This is a genomic window from Micromonospora sp. HK10 (assembly GCF_000982955.1).
Classification (GTDB): domain Bacteria; phylum Actinomycetota; class Actinomycetes; order Mycobacteriales; family Micromonosporaceae; genus Micromonospora.
This window is the reverse complement of sequence record NZ_KQ058852.1, coordinates 16,504-28,365: the sequence shown is the minus strand read 5'-3', so window position 1 is coordinate 28,365 and position 11,862 is coordinate 16,504. Positions and strand designations below refer to the sequence as shown.

Sequence of the window (11,862 nt, the reverse complement as noted above, 5' to 3'; positions counted from 1 at the left end):
GGGCCGCTACCGTCGGATAGTGCCTGCGCTGAGCGACGGCAACCCGGCGGTGCGTGTCCACGCCCGTCGCCACCCGCTGCGCAACCTCTGGCGGCTGCACCCCTATCTGCGCCCGTACGCGGCGGAGTTCTCCTGGCTGCTGGTCGCGGCGCTGGCCGCCACCGCGGCCGGCCTCGCGGTGCCGCTGGTGGTGCAGCGGGTGGTGGACGGGCCGGTGGCCCGGCACGACGAGGCCGGGCTGCTCCGGCTCGGCGCCCTCGCCCTCGCGCTCGGCCTGGCCGAGGCGGTGCTGATCTTCATCCGCCGGTGGACCCAGTCCTCCTCCTCGGTCGGCATGGAGGCGGCGATCCGGGCCGACATCTACGCGCACCTGCAACGCCTCCCGGCCGGCTGCCACGACCGCTGGCAGTCCGGCCAACTGCTCTCCCGGATCACCGGCGACCTGTCGGTGATCCGCCGGTTCCTCTCCTTCGGCCTGCTCTTCCTGGTGCTCAACCTGGTCACCTACGCGGCCGTGGTGGTGCTGCTGATCCGGCTGCACCCGTGGCTCGGCCTGCTGGTGGCGGCGAGCGCGGTGCCGCTGTTCCTGATCAGCCGCCGGTTCGCCCGGCACTACCACGCGGCGTCCCGGCGGATGCAGGACCAGCAGGGCGACGTGGCCACCCTGGTCGAGGAGACCGCGCTGGGGCTGCGCACCGCGCGGGCGTACGGGCGGGGGCCGGAGCTGGCCACCCGCTTCTCGACCGGCGCGCGGGCCCTGCACGACACCGGCATCGGCAAGGCCCGGCTGCTGGCCCGCACCTCGGCGCTGTTCGACCTGGTCGGCAACCTCACCCTCGGGGTGGTGCTGGTCGCCGGGGCCACGGCGGTGGCCCGGGGCGGGCTCACCATCGGCGAGCTGGTCGCCTTCGTCAGCCTCCAGCTGATGCTGATCTGGCCGGTGCAGTCGCTCGGCTGGATCATCGCCAACGGCCAGGAGGCGGCGACCGCCGCCGACCGGATCCAGGAGGTGCTGGACACCCCACCGGCCATCGTGGACGCACCGCACGCCCGGGCGCTGGACCGGGCCGAGGTGTGCGGCCGGCTGCGCTTCGAACGGGTGGGCTTCCGCTACCCGGGCGGGGCGCCGGTGCTGCGCGAGATCGAGCTGACCGTCGAGCCCGGCGAGACGCTGGCCCTGGTCGGCGCGACCGGCTGCGGCAAGAGCACCCTGCTGTCGCTGGTCCCCCGGCTGCACGAGGTCACCACCGGCCGGATCACCCTGGACGGGCACGACCTGCGTGACCTGCGCCTGGGGTCGCTGCGCCGACTGGTCGGGGTGGCCTTCGAGGAGCCCACGCTCTTCTCCATGTCGGTCTGGGAGAACCTCACCCTGGGCCGACCCGAGGCCGGCGAGGACGAGGTCCGCGCCGCGCTCGCGCTGGCCCAGGCGGAGTTCGCGTACGACCTGCCGTGGGGGCTGGCCACCCGGGTGGGCGAGCAGGGGCTCTCCCTCTCCGGCGGGCAGCGGCAGCGGCTCGCGCTGGCCCGGGCGGTGCTCGGCCGGCCCGCGCTGCTCGTCCTCGACGACCCGCTCTCCGCGCTCGACGTGCACACCGAGGCGCTGGTCGAGGCGGCGCTGCGCCGGGTGCTGCGGGACACCACCGCGCTGCTGGTGGTGCACCGCCCCTCCACGGTGGCGCTCGCCGACCGGGTCGCCCTGCTCGACCGCGGGCGAATCGTCGCCGTCGGCACCCACTCGGCGCTGCTGGCCGAGGTTCCGGCCTACCGGGCCGTGCTCTCCGCCGAGCCGGATCGGCGGCACGACGGCGCCGGGCTGGTCCGGTCGTGACCGGGGCCGCCGCCGGCCGGCCCCGGATCCCCCGGCAGCGCGGTGACCCCGACCCCGACCGCCCCCCGGAACCCGGCGACCCCGACTCCGACCCGGCACGCCGTCCCGGCGGGCCCGAGCCGTCGCGGCAGCCCGGCGAGCCGGAGCTGTCGCGGTGGCGTGGGCGGGCCACCGACCCCGACGCCGACCGCAGCCGGGCCGAGGACGCCACGCCGGAGGCGGTGGCCCGGCTCCGGGTGCGCAGCCGCGTCCTGCTCGGCCGGCTGCTCCGCCCGCACCGGCGCCGGCTCGCGCTCGCGGTGGCCCTGCTGCTGGCCCAGAACGCCGCCGCGATGGCCGGGCCGTACCTGGTCATGCTCGGCATCGACCGGGGCATCGGCCCGCTGCGGTCCGGCGACGCGGGCCCGCTGGTCGCCGTCGCGGCCGCGTTCGCCGTGGCCACCGGCACCGAGTACGCGGCCCGGCGGGCCTTCCTCTCGGTGGCCGCCCGGATCGGCCAGGCCGTGCTGCTCGACCTCCGCGGCCGGGTCTACGGCCACTTCCTCCGCCTCGACGTCGGCTTCCACGAGCGCTACACCTCCGGCCGGATGGTGTCCCGGCTGACCAGCGACCTGGAGTCGATCGCCGAGCTGGTCGACGGCGGCATCGACAAGCTGGTGATGGCCGCGCTGTCGGTGCTCACGGTGGCCGGCATCCTGCTCTGGCTCGACCTGCCGCTGGCCGCGGCCACCCTGCTCGCCTTCCCGTTCCTGTTCGGGCTGTCGCGCTGGTTCGCCCGCGCCTCCGCCGGGGCGTACCGGCGGACCCGGGAGGCGGTGGCCCTGGTCATCGTGCACTTCGTCGAGTCGTTGCGGGGCATCCGCGTGGTGCAGGCGTACCGGCGGGAACCGCGCAACCAGCTCATCTTCGGGGCCGTCAACGACGGCTACCGGCAGGCCAGCCTCTCCGCCTTCCGGCTGATCGCGGTCTACTCGCCCGGCATCCGGCTGATCGGGAACCTGACCGCCGCGCTGGTGCTCGCCTACGGCGGCGTCCGGGTCCTGGGCGGGCGTACCGAGGTCGGCGTGCTCGCCGCGTTCCTGCTCTACCTGCGCCGCTTCTTCGAGCCGATGGAGGAGCTCAGCCAGTTCTACAACGCGTTGCAGTCGGCCACCGCGGCGCTGGAGAAGCTCGCCGGGGTGCTCGACGAACGGCCGGCCGTGGCCGAGCCGGCGCGGCCGGTGCCGCTGCCCACCGTGCCGCGGCCGGGCACGGTGACGTTCCACGGCGTCCACTTCGGGTACCGGCCGGACGAGCCGATCCTGGCCGGGCTGGAGCTGACCGTGCCGGCCGGGCAGACCGTGGCGCTGATCGGGCCGACCGGGGCCGGCAAGTCGACCATCGCCAAGCTGCTCGCCCGGTTCCACGACCCGTCCGCCGGCACGGTCAGCCTGGACGGGATCGACCTGCGGGACCTGGCCGACGCGGAGCTGCGCCGGGCCGTGGTGCTGGTGACCCAGGAGACCCACCTGTTCAGCGGCTCGGTGGCGGAGAACATCCGGTTCGGCCGCCCGGACGCCGACGACGCCGCGGTGGCGGCCGCCGCCCGGGCGATCGGCGCGCACGAGTTCATCGCCGCCCTTCCCGACGGATACGCCACCGACGTGCGCCGCCGCGGCAACCGGCTCTCGGCCGGGCAGCGGCAGCTCGTCGCGTTCGCCCGGGCGTTCCTGGCCGACCCGCGGGTGCTGATCCTGGACGAGGCCACCTCGTCGCTGGACGTGCCGACGGAACGCCTGGTGCAGCGGGCGCTGCACACCGTGCTGCGGGACCGCACCGCGCTGGTCATCGCGCACCGGCTCTCCACGGTGGAGATCGCCGACCGGGTGCTGGTCCTCGACGGCGGCCGGATCGTCGAGGACGGCCCGCCGGCCGAGCTGGCCGCGGCCGGCGGCCGGTACGCCGAGCTGCACCGCCGATGGCGGGACTCCCTGATCTGACCGGCCCGGCTACACTGGCCGCTCGTCGATCGGCCACCTTCCGCGCCGGGACCGCCGCACCGCGGCACCGGCCGCGCCCCTGCCGATCGGGCACGCGGACACGGGGAGGATCGCGGCGTGCGCGCACGACCAAGAACGATCATCATCGGGCTGGCGGTTGTCGCCACGGTCTCGGCCGGCGTCGCCACGCTGACCGCCGGGGCGGGCGCCCCGGATCCGGGCACCGCGCCCGCCGCCGCGGCCCGGCCAGCAGAGGACCCGACGAGCGGCGGCCCGGCCGGCGGCACGGTCGGTTCGGCGGCCCCGTCGGCGGCCTCCGGCGACCGGCGGCCCGCCCGGTCCGACGCCGGCAGCGGACCGGCCGCCGGCCGGAACACCGGCGAGCTGGCCCGGACCGCGCCCGCCTCGGTCGCCTACCTGACCGACCGGTACGGGATCCCGGCCGCCGAGGCAGCCCGCCGGCTGGCTCTGCAGGAGCGCTCCGGGACGCTGGCCGGGACGCTGGCCGCCCGCTTCCCCGCCGAGTACGGGGGCATGTGGCTGGACCAGGCCGGCGGCGGCCTGCTCACCATCGGGGCGACCCGGCCGGAGACGCTCCGCTCGGCCCTGGCGGCCGATCCCGACGCGGCCCACCTGCGGGTGGTGCCGGTGCGTGCCTCGCTGGCGCGGCTGACCGACGCCGCGACCCGGCTCGCCCGCACCCTCGGCGTGACCGCGGGCACGGATGTGGTGGTCGACCAGCGGGCCAACGAACTCGTCGTGCTCAGCACCGGCGCGGACGACGCACGGCTGGCCGAGGCGCTGGCCGGAGCCGGCGTACCGGCCCGCAGCCAGGCCCGGATCGCGGCGGGCACGGTCGAGAAGGCCTGCGACCCGCGCTACTGCGACCGGGCCCCGATGCGGGGCGGGATCCGGCTGGACGTGCCCCGGGACAACGGCACGGTCGGCGGCTGCACCACCGGCTTCAACGTGCGGGACAAGAACAACGTCGACTACGTGCTGACCGCCGGGCACTGCGTGCTGAGCAGCACGCACACCCACCGGGACCGCACCTGGCACCAGTACCTCGGGCCGAAGGCGCCGGTCGGCTACGAGTCGACCAACCCGGGGCTCGGCGAGAACGCCTACCCCAACGACTACGCGATCATCCCGTACCCGGGCGACGCGCTGCGCGAGTGGGCGTACCCGGTGCGCAAGACCGGTGCCACGCCCAGCCTGGTCAACTACTGGTGCGTCAAGGACAACCCGCGCTGCACCGGCAGCCGCGACGTCGCGATCACCGGGTACGTGCCGGTGAGCCAGGTCAAGGCCGGCTGGGTGGTCTGCGCGACCGGGTCGGCGTACACGCCGAAGTCGGGCGAGGTGTACGTGGACTCCGGCGCCGGCGCCGGCTACCTGCCCGGCACCCGGTGCGGCGAGGTCCTCGGCACCAGCACCGGCGGCATCGACGTGCGGATCTGCGCCCGCCCCGGGGACAGCGGCGGCCCGCTCTTCACCGAGACCGACGGCAAGGCGCTGGGCATCCTCTCCTACGGCGACGACGGCTCCGGCGCGTGCACCAACCCCAACGAGCAGAACCACTACGCCGGCGTCTCCACCATCCTCGACCGGGCCAACGCGCGGACCGGACTCGGGCTGCACCTGGCCACCCAGGGCCCGTTCTACGTCCGGCCCTCGTCCTGACCGGGCCGCCGGTGAGCCGCGACCGGCTCACCGGCGGCGCGCCGGAATGACGTCGTCGGGCCCCGGTGCGGGGCCTAGCATCGACGGATGACCGATACGGCGAGGACGGCCCGCGCCGGCATCCCCGAGCGTCCGACCCTGGACGGCATCGAGGAGACCTGGGCGCGCCGCTGGCAGGAGGACGGGACCTACACGTTCGACCGCGCGAAGCCGGCTGTCCGGGGTGGGGACGCGGCGTCGGCCGCGCCGGACCCGGACGGTCGTGGGCGGGACGTGTACTCCATCGACACCCCGCCGCCGACCGTATCGGGCGAGCTGCACATGGGGCACGTCTTCTCCTACACGCACACCGACACGGTGGCCCGGTTCCAGCGGATGCGCGGCCGGAACGTGTTCTACCCGATGGGCTGGGACGACAACGGCCTGCCCACCGAGCGCCGGGTGCAGAACGTGTACGGGGTGCGCCCCGACCCGGCGCTGCCGTACGACCCGCACTGGCGGCCGCCGGCCACCCCGGTGACCGAGGCGGCCCGGAAGGACCCGGTCACCATCTCCCGGCGCAACTTCATCGAACTGTGTGAGCTGCTCACCGCGGAGGACGAGAAGGTCTTCGAGGCGCTGTGGCGGCGGCTCGGGCTGTCGGTGGACTGGTCGCTGACGTACACCACGATCGGCCGGCTGGCCCGGGCGACCAGCCAGCGGGCGTTCCTGCGCAACCTGGCCCGGGGCGAGGCGTACCAGGCCGAGGCGCCGACGCTGTGGGACGTCGGGTTCGGCACCGCGGTGGCCCAGGCGGAGTTGGAGGACCGGGAGCGACCGGGCGCGTACCACCGGCTGCGCTTCCACCGCCCGGACGGCGGCGAGGTGCTGATCGACACCACCCGGCCGGAGCTGCTGCCGGCCTGCGTGGCGCTGGTCTGCCATCCCGACGACGACCGGTACGCCGGCCTGGTCGGCGGGACCGTGCGCAGCCCGCTGTTCGCAGTCGAGGTGCCGGTGCACGCGCACTCGCTGGCCGACCCGACCAAGGGCACCGGCATCGCGATGGTCTGCACCTTCGGCGACCTGGCCGACGTGACCTGGTGGCGGGACCTGGAGCTGGAGACCCGGGTGGTGATCGGCCGGGACGGTCGGCTGCTCCGCGAGCCGCCGGCCGGGGTGCCGGCCGAGCCGTACGCGGCGCTGGCCGGGCAGACCGTGAACGGGGCCCGACGGACCATCGTGGAGCTGCTGGCCGACGCCGGTGACCTGGTGGGCGAGCCGCGCCCGGTGACCCACCCGGTGAAGTTCTACGAGCGCGGCGACCGGCCGCTGGAGATCGTCTCCACCCGGCAGTGGTATCTGCGCAACGGCGGGCGGGAGCCGGTCCTGCGAGCGGAACTGCTGGCCCGGGGCCGGGAGCTGCGCTGGGTGCCGGAGCACATGCGGCACCGGTACGAGCACTGGGTGGGCGGCCTCACCGGGGACTGGCTGGTGAGCCGGCAGCGCTTCTTCGGCGTGCCGGTGCCGGTGTGGTACCGGCTCGACGACACTGGCGAGCCGGACTACCGCAACCCTCTCACACCGGACGAGGCGGCACTGCCGGTCGACCCGTCCAGCGACCCGCCGCCCGGCTTCGACGAGGCGCAGCGCGGGGTGCCCGGCGGCTTCGTCGGTGACCCGGACGTGCTGGACACCTGGGCCACCTCGTCGCTGACCCCGCAGATCGTGGGCGGCTGGGAGACCGACCCGGAGTTGTTCCGCCGGGTCTTCCCGATGGACCTGCGCCCGCAGGGGCAGGAGATCATCCGGACCTGGCTGTTCGCCACGGTGGTCCGCGCCCACCTGGAGCACGGCGTGCTGCCCTGGCGGGACGCGGTGCTCTCCGGTTGGATCCTCGACCCGGACCGGAAGAAGATGTCGAAGTCCAAGGGGAACGTGGTCACCCCGATGGGCCTGCTGGAGCAGCACGGTTCGGACGCGGTGCGCTACTGGGCGGCCAACGGCAAGCCCGGGATGGACCTCGCCTTCGACCCGGCCCAGATCAAGGTGGGTCGCCGGCTCGCCACCAAGCTGCTCAACGCGTCGAAGTTCGCGCTGGGGCTGGGCGCCGCCGAGGCGTTGCGCGCCCCGGCGACCGAGCCGCTGGACACCGCCATGCTCGCCGAACTGTCTGCCGTGGTCGCCACCGCGACCACGGCCTTCGAGGGGTACGACCACACCGCCGCCCTGATCGCCACCGAGGCCTTCTTCTGGCGGTTCTGCGACGACTACATCGAGTTGGTGAAGGAGCGCGCCTACGGCACCGGGCCGGGGGCCGACTCGGCCCGGGCGGCGCTGGCCACCGCCCTCTCGGTGCAGTTGCGGCTCTTCGCGCCGGTGCTGCCCTTCGTCACCGAGGAGGTCTGGTCCTGGTGGCGGTACGGGTCGGTGCACCGGTCGACCTGGCCCACCACGTACGAGGTGGGCCGGGCCGTGCAGGGGCCGGCCGATCCGGAGCTGCTGCGGCTGGCCGCCGACGCGCTGGGCCAGGTGCGCCGGGCCAAGTCGGAGCGAAAGCTGTCGATGAAGGCGGACGTGCCGCTGGCCGAGGCGCTCGGCCCGGCCGCCCTGCTGGAACGGCTCGCCCTGGTCGCCGACGACGTCCGGGCGGCCGGCCGGATCGCCAAGCTCGACCTGCTGCCGGACCGCACGACCGAGCTGGTGGTCGCCTGCGCGTTCTGAACCCGTGGGTCCCCGGAGAGAGTGGCCGCCGCCAGGCGGGCGGCCACTTTCTCCGGGGACCGGTGACCGCCCGGGGAGGGTGGGCGGTCGCGTGGATCAGCTCGTCTCGCCGGCCACGCTGAACGAGCGCAGCCGGTCGACGGCCAGCACCGTGCAGCCGGCCGCGAGCAGGGCGGTCAGCACGCCGGCGACCGGCACCGACACCGTGGTGCCGAGCAGGTCCGTGGGGGCCATCCGGTCGGCCAGCGCGATCACCCACTGCTGGACGGAGAGCACCTTGGTGCCGTCGACGAAGCGGCCGAGCAGCCCTTCCCAGATCAGCACGTAGACCAGGCCGAGCAGCACCGGCCGGCGGGTGAGCAGGCTGAGCGCCAGGAACAGCGCCGAGTAGGCCAGCGCGCCGAGCGCCGACGCGGCGGCGAGCGCCAGTCCGAGGCGTACCGAATGGGCGAGCACACCCGCGACGTAGAGCGGGACGGCGACGGTGGCCGCGCTGACCCCGGTGGCCACCGCCAGCTTGGGCAGCACGATCTGCCAGCGCGGCAGCGGCTTGGTGAGGATGTGCACCACCGTGCCGTCGTCGATCTCGGCGCCGAGCACGCCGGTGCCGATGATCAGCGACACCACCGGCAGCACCACGGCCAGCCCGAGCCCGACCAGCACGGCCGGCCCCCACTGGCCGGGGTCGACGCCGAGCGAGCGGGAGAGGATCGCCAGCGCCAGCAGCAACGCCGGCAGCGGGAGCAGCAGCAGGAACCGGCGCCGGCCGAAGAGGCCGCGCGCGGTGATCCAGGTAACGGTCGACATGGTCAGCTCCCCACCAGGTAGGAGAAGACGCTCTCCAACGATTCGTCCTCGGGCGTCAGCGACCGGACCCGGAGCCCCCGGGCCAGCGCGATCTTCGGCAGCGCCCGGGTGAAGGCGCCGTAGTCGCCGGCCCGGACGGTGAGCCCGGCGGGGCCCAGCTCCACCCCGGTCACCGACTCCTCGGCGATCAGCGCGACCGCGAGCGCCCGGTCGTCGGTGGAGCGGACCGCGAACACGTGCGGCCGGTTGGTCATCAGCCGGCGGATGGTCCGGTAGTCGCCGGAGGCGGCGAGCCGGCCCGCGACCATCACCTGCACGGTGCCGGAGACCTGCTCGACCTCCTCCAGGATGTGCGAGCTGAACAGGATGGTCCGGCCGGCGTCGCCGAGGCGGTGCAGCAGGGCCATCATGTGCAGCCGCTGCCGAGGGTCCATCCCGTTGAACGGCTCGTCCAGCAGCAGCACCCGCGGTTCGTGCACCAGCGCGGCGGCGACCCGGGTGCGCTGCCGCATGCCCTTGGAGTAGGTGCCGATCTTCCGGTCCTGCGCGCCCTCCATCTCGACCAGCGCGATCGCCCGGCGGGCCGCGTCCTCCGGGTCGGGCAGCCGGTGCAGCTTCGCGCTGGCCAGCACGAACTCGTACGCGCTGAGGAAGGTGTGCACGGCCTCCCGCTCGCTGACCAGGCCAAGCCGACGGTAGACGTCGGGGTTGCGCCAGGTCGGCGCCCCGTCGAGGGTGACCTCGCCGCGGGACGGGGCGAGGAAGCCGGCCATCATGTGCAGCAACGTGGTCTTGCCGGCGCCGTTCGGCCCGAGCAGGCCGGTCACCCCGGGGCCGAGCCGCATGGTGACGTCGTTGACCGCCACCACGTTGCCGTACCAGCGGGACACGCCGGCGAGGTCGAGGGTCGAGGCGGGGGTGGCCGGGGCCGCCGGCTCGGTGCTGATCGTGGTCATCGGGCGGCCACCTTCCGGTATCGCATGAGCAGCAGGGCGACGCAGCCGGCCACCAGCAGCACGGCGACGGCCAGGTAGACCGGCCCGAAGCCGCCGATCTGGTCCTCGCCCTGCCCGCCGGGGACCAGCAGGTCGCCGAGGGTGTACTGGCCGACGGCATGGACCAGGGCGGTGGGCGAGCCGAGCATCGCCAGTTCGTTGACCGTCCGGGACGGCATGATCGACAGGATGCCGACGATCGGGGCGGTCATCAGGAACACGGCCACGATGCCGCCGGCCGCGAACGCCCGCTTGCCGGTGAGCGAGGCGATGAGCAGCCCGATCGAGGCGAAGACCACCGCCCAGAGGGCCGCGTAGAGCAGGCCGGGCAACAGGTCGCCCAGCTCGTTCCAGACCCCGCGCATCCCGTCGTCGGTGGTGAAGGCGGCGCCCAGGAACATCAGCAGTTGCGGCGCACCGAGCAGCAGCCAGAGCGCGGTGGCCAGCGCGCCGAGCTTGGCCAGCGCGTAGTCGCCGCGCGGCAGCGGCCGGGAGAAGTAGAGCGGCAGCACGCCGCTGAGCAGGTCGCGGGAGACCAGCTCCGGCGCGACCACCGCGACGAAGAAGATGACCAGCCAGCTCATCGTGTCGGCGAACTGGGCGTACGTCATGACGACCTCGCCGAGCTGGGTGCGCACGGCGGTGAGCCCGGCGGCCACGACGAGCACGATGCCCATCACCAGCCACGGGAAGATCTTCGCCTTCGCGGAGCGGCCCAGCCCGAAGGCGGTCCGCAGCCCGTGCAGGTAGAGCGCGCCGAAGACGTGCCGGCGGCCCAGCCGGGGACCGGTGTAGCGCTGGTATCCGATGTCGTGGATGACGCCGGTCGGTTCAGGCATGGCTCGGCTCCCTCGTGGCGAAGAGTTCGGCCACCCGGTGCCGGCGCTGGTCCAGCCGGTGCAGCGGGAGGTCCAGCTCGGCGACCGCGCCGAGGATCTGGTCGTAGGTGGCGTCGTCGGCGAGCGGCACGAGCAGCAGCCGGCCCTCCCGGCTCACCGGCAGGCCGAGCCCGGCCAGCCGGGCGGCGAGGTCGTCGGTGCCCTCGCTGACCTCCACGGCCAGCACATCGGTGGCGGAGGTCATCGCGGCGACCCGGTCGGCGCGGAGCAGCCGCCCGCCGTCGATGGCGACCAGCGTGTCGCAGATCCGCTCGACCTCGCCGAGCAGGTGCGAGCAGACCACCACGGAGATGCCGAACTCGGTGCCGATCCGGTGGATGAGGGCGAGCATGGCGTCCCGGCCGGCCGGGTCGAGGCCGTTGGTCGGCTCGTCGAGCAGCAGCAGGTCGGGGTCGTGCACCAGGGCCTGGGCGAGCTTGACCCGCTGCTTCATGCCGGTGGAGTAGCCACCGACGGCCCGGTGCCGCTCCTCGTGCAGGCCGACGTGGCGCAGCGCCTCGGAGGCCCGTTCCCGGGCGACCGTGCGCGGCAGGCCGCTCATCCGGCCCAGGTGGGTCACCAGCTCGGCGGCGGTGAGGTCGGGCGGCAGGGCGTCGTGCTCGGGCATGTAGCCGACCCGGGCGCGGACCGCCGCCGGGTCGGTGGTGGGGTCGAGGCCGAGCACGCTGACCCGGCCGCTGGTCGGGGCGAGCAGGCCCAGCAGGATCTTGATCAAGGTGGACTTGCCGGCGCCGTTGGCGCCCACCAGCCCGATGATCCCCGGCTCGACCGACACCGTGAGGTCGGCCAACGCGGTGACCCGGCCTCCGTACGTCTTGGTCAGCGACTCGGTCGCGAGCAGTGTCACGCCGACAGCCTAGGAAGTCGGGGCGGTCCCGGGTATCGGGAAACGCTCGGGGTTGCCCCTGATTCCGCCCGGACGCCACGCGGCGGGCCAGGGCCGGGAGTGGCGCTCTCGACCGATC

The 11,862-nt window shown here is 74.6% G+C and carries 8 protein-coding genes; 4 read left to right on the top strand and 4 right to left on the bottom strand.

Annotated features, from left to right (window positions below):
- The first annotated feature begins 19 nt into the window (after positions 1-19).
- From LQ51_RS21500 to valS, 4 genes are all read left to right on the top strand, one after another.
- Positions 20-1,831 (top strand): ABC transporter ATP-binding protein, encoded by a 1,812-nt coding sequence (locus tag LQ51_RS21500; protein WP_046568444.1) that lies wholly within the window; start codon positions 20-22, stop codon positions 1,829-1,831.
- Positions 1,832-1,977: 146 nt separating this feature from the next.
- Positions 1,978-3,810, top strand: a complete 1,833-nt coding sequence (locus LQ51_RS21495) for an ABC transporter ATP-binding protein (RefSeq protein WP_231605826.1) — start codon at positions 1,978-1,980, stop codon at positions 3,808-3,810.
- Positions 3,811-3,927: 117 nt separating this feature from the next.
- On the top strand, positions 3,928-5,493 hold the full coding sequence (locus tag LQ51_RS21490) for a trypsin-like serine protease (RefSeq protein WP_052745023.1): 1,566 nt from the start codon (positions 3,928-3,930) through the stop codon (positions 5,491-5,493).
- Positions 5,494-5,580: 87 nt separating this feature from the next.
- A complete protein-coding gene (gene valS / locus LQ51_RS21485) occupies positions 5,581-8,196 on the top strand; it encodes a valine--tRNA ligase (RefSeq protein ID WP_046568442.1) in 2,616 nt (871 codons plus the stop codon).
- 96 nt (positions 8,197-8,292) lie between these two features.
- Here valS and LQ51_RS21480 read toward each other — a convergent pair whose 3' ends face one another.
- The 4 genes from LQ51_RS21480 to LQ51_RS21465 are packed head-to-tail and all read right to left on the bottom strand — an operon-like array spanning position 8,293 to position 11,744.
- Entirely contained in the window at positions 8,293-9,003 is a 711-nt protein-coding gene (locus tag LQ51_RS21480; RefSeq protein WP_046568441.1) for an ABC transporter permease, read from the bottom strand.
- Between the two features lie 2 nt (positions 9,004-9,005).
- Positions 9,006-9,959, bottom strand: coding sequence for an ABC transporter ATP-binding protein (locus LQ51_RS21475; protein ID WP_046568439.1), 954 nt, complete (start codon positions 9,957-9,959; stop codon positions 9,006-9,008).
- Positions 9,956-10,837, bottom strand: coding sequence for an ABC transporter permease (locus LQ51_RS21470; RefSeq protein ID WP_046568437.1), 882 nt, complete (start codon positions 10,835-10,837; stop codon positions 9,956-9,958). The genes LQ51_RS21475 and LQ51_RS21470 overlap by 4 nt, the downstream gene beginning before the upstream one ends.
- On the bottom strand, positions 10,830-11,744 hold the full coding sequence (locus tag LQ51_RS21465; RefSeq protein ID WP_046568435.1) for an ABC transporter ATP-binding protein: 915 nt from the start codon (positions 11,742-11,744) through the stop codon (positions 10,830-10,832). The genes LQ51_RS21470 and LQ51_RS21465 overlap by 8 nt, the downstream gene beginning before the upstream one ends.
- Positions 11,745-11,862: the final 118 nt, after the last annotated feature.